This is a genomic window from Acidovorax sp. LjRoot66 (genome assembly GCF_964253305.1).
Classification (GTDB): Bacteria; Pseudomonadota; Gammaproteobacteria; order Burkholderiales; family Burkholderiaceae_C; genus Acidovorax.
The window spans coordinates 4887031-4905964 of sequence record NZ_CAXUQU020000001.1 but is presented as its reverse complement, the minus strand read 5'-3'; the positions used below and the strand labels follow the sequence as shown (position 1 = coordinate 4905964).

Annotated in this window: 18 protein-coding genes; 16 read left to right on the top strand and 2 right to left on the bottom strand. The window is 67.9% G+C overall.

The annotated features are described in order from the left end of the window. Positions 1–6: 6 nt before the first annotated feature. Positions 7–792: a peptidylprolyl isomerase gene (locus ACSQ3Y_RS23045; RefSeq protein WP_057206175.1), complete on the top strand. Its 786-nt coding sequence runs from the start codon at positions 7–9 to the stop codon at positions 790–792. 87 nt (positions 793–879) lie between these two features. Here ACSQ3Y_RS23045 and ACSQ3Y_RS23040 read toward each other — a convergent pair whose 3' ends face one another. Further along, positions 880–1653, bottom strand: coding sequence for a DUF1624 domain-containing protein (locus tag ACSQ3Y_RS23040; protein WP_436179004.1), 774 nt, complete (start codon positions 1651–1653; stop codon positions 880–882). A gap of 986 nt (positions 1654–2639) precedes the next feature. Between ACSQ3Y_RS23040 and ACSQ3Y_RS23035 the strand changes: the two genes are divergently transcribed. Genes ACSQ3Y_RS23035 through ACSQ3Y_RS23020 form a run of 4 tightly spaced genes read left to right on the top strand, consistent with a single transcriptional unit; the run spans position 2640 to position 5632 of the window. After that, positions 2640–3116 carry a Spy/CpxP family protein refolding chaperone gene (locus ACSQ3Y_RS23035; RefSeq protein WP_057269682.1) on the top strand — a complete coding sequence of 159 codons (477 nt, stop codon included), beginning with the start codon at positions 2640–2642 and terminating at the stop codon, positions 3114–3116. 16 nt (positions 3117–3132) lie between these two features. Beyond that, positions 3133–3432 carry a hypothetical protein gene (locus tag ACSQ3Y_RS23030; RefSeq protein WP_057203830.1) on the top strand — a complete coding sequence of 100 codons (300 nt, stop codon included), beginning with the start codon at positions 3133–3135 and terminating at the stop codon, positions 3430–3432. An 11-nt stretch (positions 3433–3443) separates the two neighbouring features. After that, entirely contained in the window at positions 3444–4136 is a 693-nt protein-coding gene (locus tag ACSQ3Y_RS23025) for a response regulator transcription factor (protein ID WP_428000088.1), read from the top strand. Continuing rightward, complete coding sequence (locus ACSQ3Y_RS23020) at positions 4133–5632, top strand: HAMP domain-containing sensor histidine kinase (protein WP_436179003.1); 1500 nt, start codon at positions 4133–4135, stop codon at positions 5630–5632. Before ACSQ3Y_RS23025 ends, ACSQ3Y_RS23020 begins: the two co-directional genes overlap by 4 nt. Positions 5633–5640: 8 nt before the next feature. Here ACSQ3Y_RS23020 and ACSQ3Y_RS23015 read toward each other — a convergent pair whose 3' ends face one another. Then, positions 5641–6573: a LysR substrate-binding domain-containing protein gene (locus ACSQ3Y_RS23015; RefSeq protein ID WP_436179002.1), complete on the bottom strand. Its 933-nt coding sequence runs from the start codon at positions 6571–6573 to the stop codon at positions 5641–5643. A 95-nt stretch (positions 6574–6668) separates the two neighbouring features. Between ACSQ3Y_RS23015 and ACSQ3Y_RS23010 the strand changes: the two genes are divergently transcribed. The 11 genes from ACSQ3Y_RS23010 to hutI all read left to right on the top strand — a co-directional run bounded on the left by ACSQ3Y_RS23010 (position 6669) and on the right by hutI (position 18934). Continuing rightward, positions 6669–7892: a CaiB/BaiF CoA transferase family protein gene (locus ACSQ3Y_RS23010; protein ID WP_436179001.1), complete on the top strand. Its 1224-nt coding sequence runs from the start codon at positions 6669–6671 to the stop codon at positions 7890–7892. Positions 7893–7910: 18 nt separating this feature from the next. After that, on the top strand, positions 7911–9059 hold the full coding sequence (locus ACSQ3Y_RS23005) for an acyl-CoA dehydrogenase family protein (RefSeq protein ID WP_436179000.1): 1149 nt from the start codon (positions 7911–7913) through the stop codon (positions 9057–9059). A gap of 299 nt (positions 9060–9358) precedes the next feature. Further along, positions 9359–10324, top strand: coding sequence for an ABC transporter substrate-binding protein (locus tag ACSQ3Y_RS23000; protein ID WP_007856930.1), 966 nt, complete (start codon positions 9359–9361; stop codon positions 10322–10324). A 22-nt stretch (positions 10325–10346) separates the two neighbouring features. Further along, positions 10347–11183 carry an ABC transporter permease gene (locus ACSQ3Y_RS22995; protein WP_436178999.1) on the top strand — a complete coding sequence of 279 codons (837 nt, stop codon included), beginning with the start codon at positions 10347–10349 and terminating at the stop codon, positions 11181–11183. Then, a complete protein-coding gene (locus tag ACSQ3Y_RS22990) occupies positions 11180–11962 on the top strand; it encodes an ABC transporter ATP-binding protein (RefSeq protein WP_305743517.1) in 783 nt (260 codons plus the stop codon). The genes ACSQ3Y_RS22995 and ACSQ3Y_RS22990 overlap by 4 nt, the downstream gene beginning before the upstream one ends. Before the next feature lie 23 nt (positions 11963–11985). Beyond that, on the top strand, positions 11986–12780 hold the full coding sequence (hutC, locus tag ACSQ3Y_RS22985; protein ID WP_436178998.1) for a histidine utilization repressor: 795 nt from the start codon (positions 11986–11988) through the stop codon (positions 12778–12780). A 72-nt stretch (positions 12781–12852) separates the two neighbouring features. Beyond that, positions 12853–14436, top strand: coding sequence for a histidine ammonia-lyase (gene hutH / locus ACSQ3Y_RS22980; protein ID WP_436178997.1), 1584 nt, complete (start codon positions 12853–12855; stop codon positions 14434–14436). A 50-nt stretch (positions 14437–14486) separates the two neighbouring features. Beyond that, positions 14487–16208, top strand: a complete 1722-nt coding sequence (gene hutU, locus ACSQ3Y_RS22975) for a urocanate hydratase (protein WP_436178996.1) — start codon at positions 14487–14489, stop codon at positions 16206–16208. A 56-nt stretch (positions 16209–16264) separates the two neighbouring features. Beyond that, the gene (locus tag ACSQ3Y_RS22970) at positions 16265–16999 is read left to right on the top strand and encodes an IclR family transcriptional regulator (RefSeq protein ID WP_369819478.1); all 735 of its coding nucleotides are present in this window, start codon (positions 16265–16267) and stop codon (positions 16997–16999) included. Positions 17000–17086: 87 nt separating this feature from the next. Then, the gene (locus ACSQ3Y_RS22965) at positions 17087–17662 is read left to right on the top strand and encodes a HutD/Ves family protein (protein WP_436178995.1); all 576 of its coding nucleotides are present in this window, start codon (positions 17087–17089) and stop codon (positions 17660–17662) included. 9 nt (positions 17663–17671) lie between these two features. Then, positions 17672–18934, top strand: coding sequence for an imidazolonepropionase (gene hutI, locus ACSQ3Y_RS22960; protein WP_436178994.1), 1263 nt, complete (start codon positions 17672–17674; stop codon positions 18932–18934).

Genomic DNA, 18934 nt, shown 5'->3' with positions numbered 1-18934 from the left:
TTCCGCATGAAGAAACAGCTCCTGTCCGGCCTCGTGGCCGCTGCCGTGCTGGGCACGATGGCCCTCCCCGTTTCCGCCCAGAACATCGCCATCGTCAATGGCAAGGCCATTCCGAAGGAACGTGCTGAAGTGCTCAAGCAGCAACTGGTGCGTTCGGGCCGTCCCCTGACGCCAGAAGTCGAAGGCCAGATCAAGGACGAGTTGGTCACCCGCGAAGTGTTCATGCAGGAAGCCCAGAAGCGCGGCCTGGAAACCTCCGGTGACTTCAAGGTCCAGATGGAACTGGCGCGCCAGACCATCCTGATCCGTGAACTGTTCATGGATTTCCAGAAGAACAACCCCGTGACGGACGAGGAAGTCAAGGCCGAGTACGACAAGTTCGTCGCCGCCAACAGCGGCAAGGAATACAAGGCCAGCCACATCCTGATCGAAAAGGAAGCCGACGCCAAGGCTGCCATTGCCGCCATCAACAAGGGCGCCAAGTTCGAAGAGATCGCCAAGAAGCAATCCAAGGATCCAGGCTCCGGCGCCAATGGCGGCGCCATGGACTGGGCCAATCCTTCGAGCTACGTTTCGGAATTCACCGAAGCCATGATCAAGCTCGAAAAGGGCAAGATGACGCAGACGCCCGTCAAGAGCCAGTTCGGCTACCACATCATCCGCCTGGACGACGTGCGCCAGGCCGAGCTGCCCAAGCTCGAAGACGTGAAGCCCCAGGTGGCCCAGCAACTGCAACAGCAAAAGCTGGCCAAGTACCAGGAAGAGCTGCGCTCCAAGGCCAAGGTCGAGTAATCGGCTTTGTGACGGCACGCCATTGCGCGTGCCTGCCAGCAAAAACGCGGCCTCGGCCGCGTTTTTTCATGGTGGGGTCTGGTCGGATCAGGGTTTGAACATCCAGGCCAAGGCCATCACCACTGCGATCAGCACCGGCTGGTGCACCATGTAGAAACTCAGGGAACAGCGGCCCAGCACGGCCATGGGTTGGAGGGCGGTCGGCAGGCGCACCTGCAGCAGCTGCGGCCCACTTGGCCGGTGCAGGGCCCACTGGCCAGCGGCCAGCCCCCACCAGAGCACGCCCAGCCAGGGAAAGAGCGGCACATAGTCCTCGGTGAAGGGCTTGCGCCCCACCAGCCCCAGCCAGTTGAGCGTGCGGGCGTTGAAGGCCGGCGCAAGCTCGCTGAAGGCCCCTGTCAGCAGGTGGGTGGCCGCCACGGGCAGTGCCAGTGCCACCAGGCCGCACAGCCACAGCCATGCGCCCCAGCCGGCCGTGAAGCGGGCGATCAACAGCATCACCGCCATGCCGTGCAGCACGCCGAAGTAGATGAAGCTGCGCGGGAACATGAAGAACGAGCCCAGGCTCACCAGCAGGGCGCAGCCGGCAATCTGCAGCCAGCGGCGTGCGAAGCGCTCCAGGCTTTGCCCCTGGTGCAGCGCGATGGCCTGGCCCAGGCCCGCGCAGAACAGGAACAGGCTCAGGATCAGGGTGCGTTGCGTGGTCCAGACCGGGTCGGTGCGGAAGTCCTGGGGCCACAGGCCGAAGTGGGCCAGGTCGAAGCAGAAGTGGAAGGCGGCCATCCAGACCATGGCCAGCGCACGAAGGGCGTCGACGGCTTCGTAGCGAGGGGCGGTGGATGGGTTTGAGAGTGGGTTCATTCGGGGCGAATGCGCTGTAGATCGCTGGGGTGTCAGTGGGTGGATCGTAGCGCGACTGGGGTTCACTGCTGCTGGTGGCTGTAGGGGTGTCTGTTGTGTTCAAAGGGCGGGAGCCGGGATGTGCGCCCGGCGGCGCACCCACCTTCTTTTGCGTCGCCAAAAGAAGGTGGGCCAAGAAAAGGCGACCCCCAGTCTGCGTCCCTTCGCTTCGCTGCGGGCAACCTGCGATGCTCGGTCCTGGGGTGGTGCCGCAGAACTCGCTGCGTTCTTCGAACTCCGCTCAAACAGCTGCGGCAAGCCAGATCACGAAGTGCGTGTGTCCTTCGGCACACGCACCCACCCCAGGCCCTGCGCTTCTCGGCGCAGCCAGCAGGGGTGGGGAGCGGTTACCACACGGCTGCTGCTTTAGCAGCTGCGCCTGGGGTCGGGTACGCGCTGCGCGCTGCCGACGTCCTGGACGCAGTCGCCCTGGCGAGCCGAGCGCAGCGAAGGACCACAGGCCGAGCGAGGCGATGGCCCGAGTGGAGCCCGCTCCCACCCCCTTCTGACCGTGCCGAGAAGCGCAGGGCCTGGGGTGAGCGCGTGCCGAAGGACACGCGCATCGTCATCTGGCTCGCCGAAGCTGTTTGACCGGAGCTGCCTCGCAGAGGCAGCGCAGGGAGTTCTTCGGCGTCACCCCAGGACCGAGCATCGCAGGCTGCCCCCTCGTACGCAGTGCGAGGGGGACACGGGCAGCGGGGTCGTCTTTTCTTGGCCTACCTTCTTTTGACGAAGCAAAAGAAGGTAGGTGCGCCGCCGGGCGCACACCCCGGCCTCCGCCCTCTGCAAAAGCAAGCCGTCTGCATAGACCCCAATGCGTCAACGATTCCCTGCAACCTCTCGTAGATACATTCCGAAATAAACCGAAACTGCCCCGAGACCCCCAAAAAGCCGTCCAGGCGCACCATAGGACCCATGTTCAACACCGTCCATGAAAGGACTGCACCATGAAACCCTGGATCAAGAAAACCCTGGCCGGCGTGTTCGGCGCTACCATCGTCCTGGGCGGTTTGACCGCTTGTGCAGGCGGCCACCGCCATGGCGAGATGGGCCCCGAGAAGATCGCCGAAATCCGTGGCAAGGTCGTCAACCGCGTGAGCAGCAAGCTGGACCTCAATGACGCGCAGAAGCTCAAGCTCAACGCCCTGGCCGACACCCTGCAGGCCCAGCGTGCTGCGTTCAAGGGCAAGACCCCCGACCCGCGCGCCGAGGTGCAGGCCATCGTCGCAGGCGCCACCTTCGACCGTGCCCGCGCCCAGGCCCTGATGGAAGAGAAGACCCGTGCCGTGCAGACCGCCAGCCCCGAGGTGATCGCCGCCATGGCCGACTTCTACGACAGCCTGAACCCCGCGCAGCAGCAGAAGGTGCGCGACATGATGGACAGGCGCGGCCGCCACGGCGGCGGCTGGATGTCCCACGGCTGAGCGCAGGGAGCCACGCATGTCACCCACGCTGGAACCCATCCACACGCTCACCCAGCGTATGCGCATGCATGGCCCCCGCCTCCTGGCGGGCGTGCCGGACCCCCATGACGAGCTGATGTCGCTGGTCTGGGGCCCGCGCTTCGACCGCGAGCACGCCATGGGCCTGGTGGCCCGCCAACCCGAGCATGCCGCCCTGACGCTGCCTGCGCTGCTGGACGCGGCCGACCGCTTCGACGCCCTGCACACGGGCGCCAAGCACCGCCTGCGCCAATTGATCGTTCGGCACCGTGCCCTGGGCGAATCGCTGTCAATGTAAGAATCGGCCCCATGCACCGGATCCTGCTCATCGATGACGACGCACAGCTTGGCCCCCCGCTGGCGATCTATTTCCAGCGCTTCGAGCTGGAGCTCACGCATGCGCTCAGGCCCAGCGAGGGGCTGGCGCAGCTCGCGGCGGGCGGCTTTGATGCCGCCATCCTCGACGTGATGCTCCCCGAGATGGATGGCTTCGAGCTGTGCCGCACCATCCGCAAGCAGGGTGATCTGCCGATCGTCATGCTCACCGCGCGCGGCGACGTGATGGACCGGGTGGTGGGGCTGGAGCTGGGGGCCGACGATTACCTGCCCAAGCCGTTTGAACCGCGCGAATTGGTCGCGCGCTTGCAGACGGTGCTGCGCCGGCGGCGCAGCGATGGGCCGGGCAACGGGCAGGCCCATGGGCCGCTGGAATTCGAAGGCCTGCACATCGATGCCGCCCGCCGCAGCGTGCTGCGCCAGGGCGAGCCGGTGGAGCTGACCGGTACCGAGTTCGACCTCCTGCACCTGCTGGCACGCGAGCCGGGCCGGGTGTTCAGCCGCGACGACATCCTGAACCAGTTGCGTGGCCACGAGGCCGAGCTCTACACCCGTGCGGTGGACATCGTGGTCAGCCGCCTGCGCAAGAAGCTCGAGCCGCTGGACTGCATCAAGACGCTGCGCAATGCCGGCTACTCGCTGGCGCTGCGAAAGGCAGCACCATGAGGCGCTGGGGCCGCAGCGCAGCGGCACAGCTCCCCGGGGGGGCGCCGCAAACTGAGCGGCGCGGCTGGTGGCGCCACCACCATCGCCATGGCGAGGATGGCCAGCCCTGCCCGTGGCACCGGCGCGCGCGCGATGCCGTCGGGCACTCGCTGCGCATCCGCCTGGTGCTGCTGTTCCTGGTGCTGGCCTGCATGACCACCATCACCTTCGTGGGGGGCGTGCAGAAGGCCTTGTCGGTCGGCTGGCGCGAGGCGGCGCGGCCGCTGCTGATGGACTATGTGGACCGCCTTGCCGGCGAGATCGGCACCCCGCCCAGCGTGGAGCGTGCGCAGGCCATCGTGCAGCGCCTGCCCATCCACCTGCGCATCCAGGGGCCGGTGGTCAACTGGGTATCGCACCCCGATATTCCGCGCCCCGACTGGATGCGCGACCGCCTGGGCCGTGACAAGGACAAGGATCGGGCCGAACGGCACTGGCTGGGCGACAGCGATGATGGCCATCGCCTGCTGCAGCGCACCACGGCCGATGGCCATTCCATCGAGTTCGGCCTCAATGCGATGACGTGGGAGCAAAAGCCGCGCGTGGCCTGGGTCACGCTGTCGGTGCTGCTGCTGCTCACAGGCCTGTCGTATGTCTACGTGCGCCACCTGCTGCGCCCGCTCGACGACATCCGCCGTGGCGCCCGGCGCTTTGGCGAGGGCGACTTTGGCGAACCCATCCCGGTGCGCCATGCCCACCGGCCCGATGAGCTGGGCCAGCTGGCCGTGACCATCAACACCATGGGCGAGGACATCCACCAGATGCTGGAGGCCAAGCGCGCCCTGCTGCTGGCCATGAGCCACGAGCTGCGCAGCCCGCTGACCCGTGCGCGCCTGAACACCGAGCTGTTGCCCGAAGGCCCAGAAGTGGGGCCCCAGCGCGAGGCGCTGATGCGCGACCTTGGCGAGATGGCCCACCTGATCTCCGACCTGCTGGAGAGCGAGCGCCTGGCTGGCCGGCATGCGGCCCTGCACCGCGAGCCCACCAACCTGCCCGAGCTGGCGCGCGAGGTAATCGCCGAGCTGGAGGTGCGGCACGATTGCGCCCACGACATCGTGGTCATCGCCGACCCCGCCTTGCCCGTGCTGGCGCTGGACCGCGGGCGCCTGCGCCTGGTGCTGCGCAACCTGCTGGACAACAGCCTGCGCCACTGCGAGCCCACGGCATCACCGCCCGAGCTGCACCTGCGCAGCACCCCCACGGGTGTGGAGCTGGAGGTGCGCGACCACGGCCCCGGCGTGCCGCCCGAGCACCTGGCGCGCATGGCCCAGGCTTTCTACCGCCCCGACGTCGCACGCCAGCGCGCCACCGGTGGTGTGGGGCTGGGGCTGTACCTGTGCCGCCTGGTGGCGCAGGCCCATGGCGGGCAGTTCGAGCTGCGCAATGCCTCACCGGGCCTGTCGGTGCGTATCACGCTGCCAGGCGAGCCCGCGCAGGTGACGCCCACCAAGGGCTGAGGCCGCCGTTACCGCTGGCCTGGCGCGGGAGTGGTCATCGCGTCGCGTTGCTGCGCGAAGGCCGCCTTGGCCATGCGCGCGAACAGCGCCGAGCGCGGGTTCTCGGGGCCCTGCTGCCCCGGGGTGGCCAGTACCACGGACTGGGCCGCGAGCGGCCCGCGCAGGCGCCGGCAGGCCAGGCGCTTGCCGTCATAGCTCCAATCGCGTACCGGCCGCGTGGTGAGTACGGACACCCCCAGGCCGTTGGCCACCAGCGAGCGCACCATCTCGATCGAGGGCGTCTGATGCGCGATGCGCGGCGTGACGCCCGCCTGCCGGAACAGCGAGAGAAAATACTCGCGGCTGTGCGGCAGGTTGATCAGGATGAAGGGCTCCTGCGCCAGCGTGGACAACTGAAGGCTGCTGCGGGTGGCGAGCGCATGGCCGGCCGGCAGCAGCGCATAGGGCGCGAAGGAGGTCACTGCTTCCAGCCGCACGGCGCGCGCCAAGCCCAGGTCGTAGAGCAGGGCGGTGTCGAGCGCGCCGCGCTCGAGCATCTGCACCAGGGTTTCGGTGTCGGCCTCATGCATCTCGATCTCCACCTGCGGGTGCTTCGCGCGCATGCGCACCAGGATTTCCGGCAGATAGCGGGGTGCCAGCGTGGACAGGCAGCCCACGCGCAGCAGCCCTGCCTCTTCCTCACGCCGCGGCCCTTCGAGGGCGCGGGCCTTCTCCAGCAGCACCTGTGCCTCGCGCTGGCGCAGACGGCCTGCCGCCGTCAGGTCCAGGCCGCGCGCGTGGCGGCGCACGAACAGGGCTTCGTTCCACAGCGCCTCCAGGTCGGCGATCGCCTTGGAGATGGAGGGCTGCGAGACGCTCAGCGCGTGCGCGGCACGCGCCGCGCCGCCATGCTGGGCTGCGGCCACAAAGTATTCGAGCTGTCGCAGGCTGAGATTGATCAAGATAGTTGATCCATTGCATCAAGATTGAATATTTTATTTTGATGCAGGAATGGGCAAACATGGCACTTCCTTTCCATTGCCTGGAGATTCCCGCCATGACCCCAACCACCCGCCCGCTCGATGGCGTGCGCATCCTCGACTTCAGCCGCGTGCTCGCGGGCCCGCTGTCCACGGCCTTGCTGGCCGACCTGGGTGCCGAAGTCATCAAGGTCGAGCCGCCCACGGGCGACGACTACCGCCACATCGGCCCCATGCGCGAAGGCATGAGCAGCCTGTTCACGGCGCTCAACCGCAACAAGAAGAGCCTGGTGCTGGACCTCAAGCACCCCGGTGCCGCGCAGACCATCGCGGCCCTGACCGCCACGGCCGATGTGGTGGTCGAGAATTTCCGTCCCGGCGTGGCCGAGCGCCTGGGCGTGGGCCCCGTAGCCTTGCGCGGCGTAAACCCGAAGCTGGTCTACGTGAGCGTTTCGGGCTTCGGCCAGACTGGCCCACTGGCGCACCTGCCGGCCTACGACATCATCGTGCAGGCCATGAGCGGACTGATGGAATCCACGGGCGACCCCGAAGGCGCGCCCACCATGGTCGGCGAGGCCGTGTCCGATGTGATCGCCGGCCTGTTCGCCTCCTGGGCCACGCTGGCGGCACTGCTGCAGCAGCGGCGCACGGGCGAGGGCCAGCATGTGGACGTGGCCATGTTCGATGCCACCTTGAGCTTTCTCGTCACGGGCGTGGGGCGCTACCTGTTCACCGGCCAGAGCCCGCAGCGCAGCGGCAACCGGCATGCGTTCTCGGCCCCCTTTGGCGTGTACCGGGCCAGGGACGGGCATTTTGCGCTGGCCGTGCTCAACCACAAGCTGTTCGCATCGCTCGCGGTCCTCATTGGCGAACCCGGCTTTACCACTGAGGCACGCTTTGCCAGCGACGAGCTGCGCCATGCCAACGAGCCGGTGCTTGCTGCCGCCATCGAGGCCTGGGCCGGTCAACTGCTGGTGTCCGAGGTGGTGGCCGCACTGGAGGCAGCCGGCGTGCCCGGGGGCCCGCTGTGGACCACGGCCCAGGCGCTCGAATCCGAACAGGGCAGGGCGCGCGGCCTGTTGCGCGAGGTACACGACCCGCGTTTGCCCGGCCTGCGCGTGCCCACACAGCCGGTCAAGTTCGGTGGCGCCGCGCCCAACCGCGCCGAGCCTGCACCGGCGCTGGGTGAGCACACCGACGAACTCATGGCCGCGCTGCTGCACTGCAGCGGCGAGCGGCTCGCGGCGCTGCGCGAGGCCGGGCTCTTCGGCCCGGCGCAGGCTGCCGCCACCTCCCATTGACACCGCAAGGAGCTTTTTATGACCACGATGAACCGACTGGGTGTGACCCCCGATGACCAGGGCATTGCCGACGCCGTTGCCCGTTTCGCCGCCGAGGTGCTGGCGCCGCGCGCGCGCGAAATCGACGAGCAGGCCTTGTCCGTCACCTGCCACGTGCCGCAACTCGCCGCCCTGGGCGTGATGGGCATGAACCTGCCCGAGCACCTGGGCGGTGCGGGCGTTACGCCCGCGGCCATGCTGCTGTCGCTGGTGGAAATCTCGCGCGCCTGCGCGGCCACCTCGTCGATGATAGGCGCGCACTACCTGGGGACCGATGCGGTCCTCATCGGCGGCAGCCCCGAGCAGCACCAGGGTTTCCTGCCGCGCGCAGCCAGCGGCGAATGGCTGGCGGGCTTTGCGCTCACGGAGCCGCGCGGCGGATCGCACCCCGCGGACCTGCGCACCCGCGCCGTGCGCGAGGGCGACGGCTACCGCATCGATGGCGTCAAGCACTTCATCTCCAACGCGCGCGAGGCGCAGTTCCTCGTGGTCTTCGCCAAGACCGACCCGGATGCCGGTGCGCGCGGCGTCAGCGCCTTCATCGTGGAGATGGACAGCCCTGGCATCCGCATCTCCTCGCCCGAGAAACTCATGGGCATCCAGGGCGCGCATGCCTTCGAGGTCGCGTTCGATGGCGTGCGCGTGCCGGCCAGCCACCGCCTCGGGGCCGAGGGTTCGGGCTTCAAGACGGCGATGAAGGTGCTGGACAACAGCCGCCTGGACGTGGCGGCCACGGCCCTGGGCATTGCCGAGGCGGCGCTGGAAAGCACCACGCACTGGATGAAGGAGCGCCTGGTGGGCGGCGAGCCCCTTGCCGGCAAGCAGGGCCTGCAGTGGATGCTGGCCGACATGAAACTGCGCCTGGAGGCCTCCTGGGGCCTGACCCTGCAAGCGCTTGTACTGCGCCAGGCCGGCCAGCCCTTCACGCTGCAATCGGCCATGGCCAAGCTGCATGCCTCGGAGATGGTCGGGGTCGTGGCCGATGCGGCGCTGCAGATCCACGGCGGCTATGGCTACACGCGCGAAATGCCGCTGGAGCGCTATGTGCGCGATGCCCGCATCCTGCGCATCTACGAGGGCTCCTCCGAAGTGCAGCGCAACATCATTGCGCGCACGCTGCTGGGCTGAGTGCGGGTGGTTGCACCTTTCTGGTGCAATCAGGGCGCCTGGCACTGGCCCGCAATTTGCTAAATCGCTGTGCCGGTAAAGCACCGGCCAGCGCCCCGAGCGGGCCCGACCATGGGATGGCTCGAAAGGCGGTCCCAAGAGACGGGAAGCGGGGCGGTTTCTTGGGGCCGAGGGCCGGGTTTCCTAGCGTTTACCCTGTATAGACAGGTACGATAGAACCTCCATCATCGGACCCAGGAAGCAAGGCCTGCTTTCCTCCGGATGCATAAAAGTACTTTTTTCCCCTACAGGAGCTGATGATGAGCCGAATGGTTGTGAAGATGGCGTCGCTGGCAGCGGCGGTTGCGTGTGTGGTGGGGCTGGCCGCACCGGCCCAGGCCCAGGAGACCAAGGTGGTTCTGGGCATGTCCGGCTGGACGGGCTTCGCCCCGCTGACGCTGGCGGACAAGGCCGGCATCTTCAAGAAGAACGGCCTGGACGTGGAACTGAAGATGATCCCCCAGAAGGACCGCCACCTGGCCCTGGCCTCCAAAGCCATCCAGTGCGCGGCCACCACGGTGGAGACCCATGTCGCCTGGAACACCAACGGTGTGCCCATCGTGCAGATCTTCCAGCTCGACAAGTCCTACGGCGCCGACGGCCTGGCCGTGCGCAACGACGTCAAAAGCTTTGCCGACCTCAAGGGCAAGACCATCGGCGTGAGCGCACCGGGCACCGCCCCGTACTTCGGCCTGGCCTGGATGCTGTCCAAGAACGGCATGAGCCTCAAGGACGTGAAGATCGTCTCGCTGGAGCCCCAGCCTGCTGCGCAAGCCTTCGTGTCGGGCCAGAACGACGCTGCGATGACCTATGAGCCCTACCTGTCCACCGTGCGCGCCAACCCCGCAGCCGGCAAGATCCTGGCCACCACCATCGAATACCCGATGGTGATGGACACCGTGGGTTGCGACCCCGTGTGGCTCAAGGCCAACCCCAAGGCCGCACAGGCGCTGGCCAATTCGTACTTCGACGCGCTCGAGATGATCAAGGCCGACCCGACCAAGTCCAACGAGATCATGGGCGCCGCCGTCAAGCAGACGGGCGAGGCCTTCGCCAAGTCCTCGGCCTTCCTGCGCTGGCAGGACAAGGCCGCGAACCAGAAGTTCTTCGCGGGTGAGCTCACGTCCTTCATGAAGGATGCCGGCGCGATCCTGCTCGAAGCCGGCGTGATCCGCAAGGCGCCCGAGAACTTCCCTGCGATGTTCGACGACAGCTTCATCAAGTAAGCAACCACCAAAGGATAGAACCATGAGTCGCGTGATGGGTGTTGCACCTGCGCTGGAGCCAGAGCGGCCTCGCCGCCGGGCCCTGGCCCCGCTAGAACCTGTGAGCACCCGCACGCGGCTGGTCCTGGGAGTGGCGTTTTTCATTCTGTTCTTCGCCGCCTGGTCGGTGTTCACGCTGGGGGGCTTCGTGTCGCCCACGTTCCTGGCCAGCCCGGTCACCATGGCCAGGGAAGGCTGGCTGCTGTTCACCGAGTTCGGCTTCCTGCACGACATCGGCATGACCGTGTGGCGCGTTCTCGGCGGCTTCATCCTGGCTGCCATCGTGGCGGTGCCCCTGGGCATCGCGATGGGCGCGCACAAGGGGGTGGAGGCGTTCCTGGAGCCGTTCGTATCGTTCTGCCGCTACCTGCCGGCCTCGGCCTTCATTCCCCTCTTGATCCTGTGGGCAGGCCTGGGCGAAATGCAGAAACTGCTGGTGATCTTCATCGGCTCGGTGTTCCAGATCATCCTGATGGTGGCCGTGATCGTCGGCAATGCCCGCAAGGACCTGGTGGAGGCGGCCTACACGCTGGGCTCCACGCCCACCGGCATCGTGCGCCGTGTTCTCATCCCGGGTGCCGCACCCGACATCGCCGAGACCCTGCGCCTGGTGCTGGGCTGGGCCTGGACCTATGTGATCGTGGCCGAGCTGATCGGCTCGTCTTCGGGCATCGGCCACATGATTACCGACAGCCAGGCGCTGCTCAACACCGGCCAGATCATCTTCGGCATCATCGTTATCGGCCTCATCGGGCTGGTGTCGGATTCCTTCTTCAAGTTTGTCAACCGCCGTCTGTTTGCATGGAGCGCCCTGCGATGAACCCGCTGCTGTCCATCCAAGGTGTCTCGCGCACCTTCGTCAGCCCCAAGGGGCAGGTGACCCAGGCCCTGCTGCCCGTGGATTTCGACGTCGAAGAAAACGATTTCGTGACCATCCTCGGTCCCTCGGGCTGCGGCAAGTCGACCATGCTGCGCATCGTGGCTGGGCTGGACCACCCCACCTCGGGCCGTGTGCTGCTGGGCGGCCGCCCCGTGGAAGGCCCCGGCGCCGACCGCGGCATGGTGTTCCAGAGCTACACGCTGTTTCCCTGGCTCACCATCGAGCAGAACATCCGCTTCGGCCTGCGCGAGCGCGGCATGCCCGAGGCGCAGCAAAAGGAGCGTGCCGACTACTTCATCGCCAAGGTCGGCCTGCGCGGCTTCGAGCAGCATTTCCCCAAGCAGCTCTCGGGCGGCATGCAGCAGCGCACGGCCATTGCCCGCGCGCTGGCCAACGACCCCAAGATCCTGCTGATGGACGAGCCCTTCGGTGCGCTCGACAACCAGACCCGCGTGCTCATGCAGGAGCTGCTGCTGGGCATCTGGGAGGCCGAGCGCAAGACCGTGATGTTCGTGACCCACGACATCGACGAGGCCATCTTCATGGCCAACCGCGTGGCGGTTTTCAGCGCCCGGCCCGGCCGCATCAAGACCGAGCTGGCCGTGGACCTGCCGCACCCGCGGCACTACACGATCAAGACCTCGCCCGAGTTCATGGACCTCAAGGCGCGCCTGACCGAAGAGATCCGCGCCGAATCCATGGCGGCGGACGCGCATTGAGCTGCCAGGGCTGACCCTTCGCCATGCCAGCCGCCTTCACCGCCCGCGCACTGCGCCCCAAGGCCACGCCGCAGCCCGCTGCGCAGCCCGAGGTGTCTGCGCTGGCCCTGTACCAGCAGATCAAGGACCACATCGCGCGCAAGATCCAGGACGGCTCCTGGAAGGCCGGCGACCGCCTGCCGTCCGAGAACGACCTGGTGACCCAGTTCGGCATGTCGCGCATGACGGTGAACCGCGCCCTGCGCGAGCTTGCCGAGCAGGGCCGCATCGTGCGCGTGGCCGGCGTGGGCAGCTTCGTCGCCGAGGACAAGCCCCAGTCCACCTTGCTGCAGATCGCCAACCTGGCCAGCGAGATCCGCCAGCGCGGGCACGACTACCGCTGCAAGGTGCTGACCGTGGAGCGCGTCTCGGCCACCATGGAGGTGGCGGCGGCGCTGGACATGCGCACCGGCGAATCGGTGTTCCACGCCGTCTGCGTGCACCTGGAGGATGGCCTGCCCGTGCAGCTCGAAGACCGCTACGTGAACCCGCGCGTCGTGCCCCAGTTCGCGCAGCAGGATTTCACGCTGCTGCAGCCTTCTGAATTCCTGGTGCGCAACGTGCCTTTCGACCAGGTCGAGCATGTGGTGGACGCCGTGCTGCCCACGGCCGACCAGGCCCTGCTGCTCGAAATGGACCCGGCCCAGCCCTGCCTGCTGCTCACGCGGCGCACCTGGAGCCGGGGTGTACCCGTGACCATGGTGCGCTGCCTGCACCCGTCATCGCGCTACCGGCTGGGGAGCCGCTTCAGGGCGGACGGCAACCCGGTTTTTGAATAGATTTCCTGGGGTTTGCCTGCTGCGAGCCTCCATTTTTTCGCTTGTGCCAACTTGTATATACAGGACTAACCAATGACCACTGCAACCTCTGTATCCCCAAGCACCCTGCTGCTGCGCCCCGGACAGGTGAGCCTGGCCGAACTGCGCCGCGTGAGCGCCGGCGGCGTGTGCCTGTCCCTGGACCCTGCGGCCCTGGCCGGCATGCAGGCCTCAGAAGCCACGGTGCAGCGCATCGTGGACGAAGACCAGGTGGTCTACGGCATCAACACCGGCTTCGGCAAGCTCGCCAGCACCAAGATCGCCCATGACCGCCTGGCCGAGTTGCAGCGCAACCTCGTGCTCTCGCACAGCGTGGGCACGGGCGAGTCGCTGCCCGACCCGGTGGTGCGCATGGTGCTGGCCACCAAGGCCGTGAGCCTGGCGCGCGGTCACTCGGGCGTGCGCCCGGCACTGGTCGATGCGTTGCTGGCGCTGGCCAATGCCGACGTGCTGCCCGTGATTCCGGCCAAGGGCTCGGTCGGCGCCTCGGGCGACCTGGCGCCGCTGGCCCACATGGCCTGCGTGCTCATCGGCGAAGGCCAGGCCAAGGTCAATGGCCAGGTGGTTTCCGGCCGCGAAGCCATGGCCGCCGTGGGCCTGGATCCCTTCGTGCTGGGCCCCAAGGAAGGCCTGGCGCTGCTCAACGGCACGCAGGTGTCCACCGCGCTGGCGCTGGCCGGCCTGTTCGGGGCCGAGAGTGTGTTGGCCGGCGGCCTGGTGTCGGGCGCACTGTCGCTCGAAGCCATCAAGGGCTCGGTCAAGCCCTTCGATGCGCGCATCCACGAGGCGCGTGGCCAGGCCGGGCAGATCGCCGTGGCGGCCGCCGTGCGCGGGCTGCTCGACGGCAGCGAGATCGATCCCTCGCACCCCAACTGCGGCCGGGTGCAAGACCCGTACTCCATCCGCTGCGTGCCCCAGGTCATGGGCGCCTGCCTCGATAACCTCACCCACGCCGCGCGCGTGCTGCGCATCGAGGCGAATGCGGCGTCCGACAACCCGCTGGTCTTCACCGACACGGGCGAAGTGATCTCGGGCGGCAACTTCCACGCCGAGCCGGTGGCCTTCGCGGCAGACATCATCGCCCTGGCTGTGTCGGAGATCGGTGCCATCTCCGAGCGCCGCATGGCGCTGCTTCTGGACACCGGCCTGTCCGGCCTGCCGGCCTTTTTGATCCGCGACAGCGGCGTGAACTCGGGCTTCATGATTGCCCAGGTCACCGCCGCGGCGCTCGCGGCCGAGAACCAGTGCCTGGCCCACCCGAGCAGCGTGACCAGCCTGCCCACCTCGGCCAACCAGGAAGACCATGTCTCCATGGCCACCTACGGCGCACGCCGCCTGGGCGAGATGGTGCGCAACACCGCCGTCATTGTCGGCATCGAGGCCATGGCCGCCGCGCAGGGCATCGATTTCGAGCGCGTGCCAGCACCGGGCGCCGCCGCAACCCCCTGGCTCAAGAGCTCCGCGCTCATCGAGGCGCAGCTGGCCGCCATCCGCCAGCGTGTGGCCTTCCTGGAGCAGGACCGCTACCTGGCACCCGACATCGAGGCCATGCGCCTGTGGGCGCTCGAATCCGCCTGGCCTGCGCCCCTGACCCAGTGCCTGCCCAGCCACGCCTGAGCTTGTCCATTCACCCGTTTCTTCGCACCCACGTTGACCAGGAGATCACCATGAACGCCAACGACGCCATCCTGTCCGCTACCTCCGCCGACCCCCGCCACGATCCCACGCGCGTGATCCGCGCGCCGCGCGGCACCGAACTCACCTGCAAGAACTGGCTCATCGAGGCGGCCTACCGCATGATCCAGAACAACCTGGACCCCGAGGTGGCCGAGCGCCCGCAGGACCTGGTGGTCTACGGCGGCATCGGCCGTGCGGCCCGCAACTGGGAGTGCTTCGACCAGATCCTGGCCTCGCTCAAGGACCTGAACGATGACGAAACCCTGCTCGTGCAGTCGGGCAAGCCCGTGGGCGTGTTCAAGACCCATGCCAACGCGCCGCGCGTGCTGCTGGCCAACTCCAACCTGGTGCCCAAGTGGGCCACCTGGGAGCATTTCAGCGAACTCGACCAGAAGGGCCTGTTCATGTACGGCCAGATGACCGCCGGCAGCTGGATCTACATCGGCAGCCAGGGCATCGTGCAGGGCACGTTCGAGACCTTCGTCGAGGCCGGCCGCCAGCACTACGGCAACAGCCTGGCGGGCAAGTGGATCCTCACGGCCGGCCTGGGCGGCATGGGTGGCGCACAGCCGCTGGCCGCCACGCTGGCCGGTGCCGTGTCGCTCAACATCGAGTGCCAGCAAAGCAGTATCGACTTTCGCCTGCGCACCCGCTACGTGGACAAGCAGGCCAAGGACATCGACGACGCCATCGCCCTCATCCAGCACCACACGGAGCGCAAGGAAGCCGTCTCCATCGCGCTGCTGGGCAATGCCGCCGACGTGCTGCCCGAACTGGTGCGCCGCGCCCAGGCCGGCGGCATCAAGCCCGACCTGGTGACCGACCAGACCTCGGCCCACGACCTGGTCAACGGCTACCTGCCCAGCGGCTGGACCGTGCCCGAGTGGCAGGCCGCCATGAAGGACCCTGCGCGCCACGCGGCCCTCACGGCCGCTGCCGCCAAGAGCTGCGCCGTGCACGTGCAGGCCATGCTCGACTTCCAGGCCATGGGTGTGCCCACGGTGGACTACGGCAACAACATCCGCCAGGTGGCGTTCGACCAAGGCGTGGAGAACGCCTTCGACTTTCCGGGCTTCGTGCCGGCCTACATTCGCCCCCTGTTCTGCGAAGGCAAGGGTCCGTTCCGCTGGGTCGCACTCTCGGGTGACCCCGAGGACATCTACAAGACCGACGCCAAGATCAAGGAGCTGTTCCCGAACAACACCCACACCCACCGCTGGCTGGACATGGCGCGCGAGCGCATCAGCTTCCAGGGCCTGCCGGCGCGCATCTGCTGGCTGGGCCTGGGCGAGCGCCATATCGCCGGCCTGGCCTTCAACGAGATGGTGAAGAACGGCGAGCTCAAGGCCCCCATCGTGATCGGCCGCGACCACCTCGATACCGGCTCGGTGGCCAGCCCCAACCGCGAGACCGAGAGCATGAAGGACGGCACCGACGCCGTGAGCGACTGGCCGCTGCTCAACGCGCTGCTCAACACTGCGGGCGGTGCCACCTGGGTCAGCCTGCACCACGGCGGTGGCGTGGGCATGGGCTACTCGCAGCATTCGGGCATGGTGATCGTCGCCGACGGCACCGATGCTGCGGCCGAGCGCCTGGCGCGCGTGCTGGTCAACGACAGCGGCAGCGGCGTGATGCGCCACGCCGATGCCGGCTACGACCTGGCCGTGGCCACTGCCAAGAAGCAGGGCCTCAAATTGCCCATGGTGCGCTGAGCGCAGGCCATACAGCATCCGCACCAAGGCCCTGAGACATGCCCAAGGACGCGCCAATGCTTCCCGCCGTGCCCACGGCCGACCGGGTGCTGCAGGTGCTGGCCGTGCTGGCCCAGCAGGGCAAGTCCATGCCTGCAGCCGAGCTCATGGAGCGCACGGGCCTGGCGCGCAGCACGCTGTACCGCCAGCTCGCGCGGCTCAAGCGCTGGGGCTTCGTGCTCGAAAGCGATGGCTGCTATGCCCCCGGCCCGCTGAGCCTGCAGCTGGCGCTGGGCTTCGATCTGGCCTCGCACCTGGTGCGCCAGGCCCGGCCCGACATGGTGGACCTGGCCCAGCAGTCGCAGGAAAGCGTGGGCCTGATCGTCGCCGTGAACGACCAGGCCATCTGCCTGGACATGGTGGAGAGCCAGCATTCGCTGCGCTGCTCTTTCGAGAAGGGGCGCAGCGTGCCCTTGCGCGCAGGGGCCTCGGCCAAGTGCGTATTGGCCCACCTGCCCGAGGCGGTGCGCGCTGCCGTGCTCGACAGCCAATGGGGCGCAGGCACGCCCGAGCGCGATGCCGCGCAGCGCGAGAGCGATGCCATCCGCAAGGCGGGCTTTGCCATGACCGCCGGCGAGGTGGACCCCGGCGTCTGGGGCTGCAGCGTGCCCCTGTTCGGCGCCTCGCGCCAGTCTGTGGGTGCCATCACGCTGATGGCACCCATCGTGCGTGCCAGCGGCCAGGAAGAAGCCCTGATCCGTATGGCCGTGGTGGCCGCCGCGCGCATCTCGCGCCAACTGGTTCTGCATTGACTGACAACGACGACAAGTGATTTTTCCGATGACCGCCTCACTCCCCGTAGCCTTGCTGTTCCCCATCCCTGGGCAGGAGGCCTGAACATGGTCCAGTTCTTCGACCTGGCCTCCACCCCCAGCGTGCCCTGGAAGAACGGTGGCGGCAGCACCCGCGAGCTGGCCTGCTGGCCGCAGGGCGCGGGCATGGATGGCTTCGAGTGGCGCGTGAGCGTGGCCACGATTGCCGCAGCGGGCCCGTTCTCGGCCTTTCCGGGGGTGGACCGGCAGATCATGCTGCTCGACGGCGACGGGGTGCACCTGCGCTCGAACGACGGCCAGCTGGACCATGACCTCGACCAGCCCTGGCAGCCGCTGGCCTTCAAGGGCGACGTCGCCGTGGACTGCGACATGCTGGGCGGACCGTCGACTGATTTCAACCTCATGGTGCGCCGGGGCCGCTGGCATGGCGGCTTGCAGGTGACCCGCCATGCGCGTGTGGCAGGGCGCACGCGCGCCGGCCTGTGCATGGTGCTGCGCGGGCGCTGGCGTTGCGGTGAAGAGGTGCTGGAGCCCGGCCAGGGGCTGTGGTGGAGCGATGGCACCGCAGAAAATGCGCTGGAGCCTTTGGATGCCGATCCCGCATTGGCCTGGATCGACCTGGATATGGAACCCTCCGACTGACTTTTGCCCATGACACCCACCACCATCCCCACCCCTCAAAGCCATCCTTCGGCCGATGGCATCTGGATCGGCATGCGCCCGGCCCCCGACCTGTGCATAGCCGATGTGCCTGTTCCCCAGGGTGCCACCACCTGCGTGGTGGTGCAGGGCGGAACCGTGCAATGGGTGGGGCCGCAGGACGCATGGCCCGCCGCCTGGAATGCCCTGCCGCGCTTTGACGCGCGGGGCGCCCTGGCCACACCAGGCCTGGTGGATTGCCATACCCACCTGGTCTATGGCGGCCAGCGTGCCAACGAATTCGCCATGCGCCTGGCGGGCGCCACCTACGAAGAGGTGGCCCGGGCCGGCGGCGGCATCGTCTCGTCGGTGCGCGCCACCCGCGAGGCCAGCGAGGATGAACTTTTCGCCCTGGCCTTGCCGCGCCTGCAGGCGCTGCTGGACGAGGGTGTCTGCGCCATCGAGATCAAGTCGGGCTACGGCCTGGCACTGGAGCACGAGCGCAAGCAGCTGCGCGTGGCGCGCCGCCTGGGCGAGGCGCTGGGCGTGGCCGTGCGCACCACCTTCCTGGGCGCGCATGCGCTGCCGCCCGAGTACGCGGGCCGCAGCCAGGACTACACCGACCTGGTCTGCAACGAGATGCTGCCCGCGCTGGCCGCCGAGGGCCTGGTGGACGCGGTGGACGTGTTCTGCGAACGCATCGCCTTCACGCTGGCCGAGACGGAGCAGGTCTTTCAGGCCGCGCGCGCGCTGGGCATTCCGGTCAAGCTGCACGCCGAGCAGCTCTCGGACATGGGCGGGGCCGCGCTGGCCGCGCGCTACGGTGCGCTCTCGTGCGATCACATCGAGCACCTCTCGCAGGCAGGGATCGATGCCATGAAACAGGCGGGCACCGTGGCCGTGCTGCTGCCCGGCGCGTACTACACCCTGCGCGACACGCACCTGCCGCCCGTCGCCGCGCTGCGCGAGGCCGGCGTGCCCATGGCCGTGTCCACCGACCACAACCCCGGCACCTCGCCCGCGCTGAGCCTGCTGCTCATGGCCAACATGGCCTGCACGCTGTTCCGCCTGACGGTGCCCGAGGCGCTGGCCGGCATCACCACCCATGGTGCGCGCGCGCTGGGCCTGCAGGACACGCATGGCCTCATCGCATCGGGCCGTCCGGCCAATTTCGTGCTCTGGCCGTTTGCCGATGCGGCGGAGCTGGCCTACTGGTTCGGTCACAAGCCCGCGCGCACCATCGTGCGCCAGGGGCGCATCGTGAAAGGGGCCTGA

Bases quoted from the DNA above. Each gene is read 5' to 3' on its own strand.
- ACSQ3Y_RS22970 (WP_369819478.1), top strand. From the start codon at position 16,265: ATGCTTCCCGCCGTGCCCACGGCCGACCGGGTGCTGCAGGTGCTGGCC.
- hutH (WP_436178997.1), top strand. From the start codon at position 12,853: ATGACCACTGCAACCTCTGTATCCCCAAGCACCCTGCTGCTGCGCCCC.
- ACSQ3Y_RS22990 (WP_305743517.1), top strand. From the start codon at position 11,180: ATGAACCCGCTGCTGTCCATCCAAGGTGTCTCGCGCACCTTCGTCAGC.
- hutC (WP_436178998.1), top strand. From the start codon at position 11,986: ATGCCAGCCGCCTTCACCGCCCGCGCACTGCGCCCCAAGGCCACGCCG.
- hutU (WP_436178996.1), top strand. From the start codon at position 14,487: ATGAACGCCAACGACGCCATCCTGTCCGCTACCTCCGCCGACCCCCGC.
- ACSQ3Y_RS23020 (WP_436179003.1), top strand. From the start codon at position 4,133: ATGAGGCGCTGGGGCCGCAGCGCAGCGGCACAGCTCCCCGGGGGGGCG.
- hutI (WP_436178994.1), top strand. From the start codon at position 17,672: ATGACACCCACCACCATCCCCACCCCTCAAAGCCATCCTTCGGCCGAT.
- ACSQ3Y_RS23010 (WP_436179001.1), top strand. From the start codon at position 6,669: ATGACCCCAACCACCCGCCCGCTCGATGGCGTGCGCATCCTCGACTTC.
- ACSQ3Y_RS23040 (WP_436179004.1), bottom strand. From the start codon at position 1,653: ATGAACCCACTCTCAAACCCATCCACCGCCCCTCGCTACGAAGCCGTC.
- ACSQ3Y_RS23030 (WP_057203830.1), top strand. From the start codon at position 3,133: ATGTCACCCACGCTGGAACCCATCCACACGCTCACCCAGCGTATGCGC.
- ACSQ3Y_RS23000 (WP_007856930.1), top strand. From the start codon at position 9,359: ATGAGCCGAATGGTTGTGAAGATGGCGTCGCTGGCAGCGGCGGTTGCG.
- ACSQ3Y_RS23035 (WP_057269682.1), top strand. From the start codon at position 2,640: ATGAAACCCTGGATCAAGAAAACCCTGGCCGGCGTGTTCGGCGCTACC.
- ACSQ3Y_RS23005 (WP_436179000.1), top strand. From the start codon at position 7,911: ATGACCACGATGAACCGACTGGGTGTGACCCCCGATGACCAGGGCATT.
- ACSQ3Y_RS22965 (WP_436178995.1), top strand. From the start codon at position 17,087: ATGGTCCAGTTCTTCGACCTGGCCTCCACCCCCAGCGTGCCCTGGAAG.
- ACSQ3Y_RS23025 (WP_428000088.1), top strand. From the start codon at position 3,444: ATGCACCGGATCCTGCTCATCGATGACGACGCACAGCTTGGCCCCCCG.
- ACSQ3Y_RS23045 (WP_057206175.1), top strand. From the start codon at position 7: ATGAAGAAACAGCTCCTGTCCGGCCTCGTGGCCGCTGCCGTGCTGGGC.
- ACSQ3Y_RS22995 (WP_436178999.1), top strand. From the start codon at position 10,347: ATGAGTCGCGTGATGGGTGTTGCACCTGCGCTGGAGCCAGAGCGGCCT.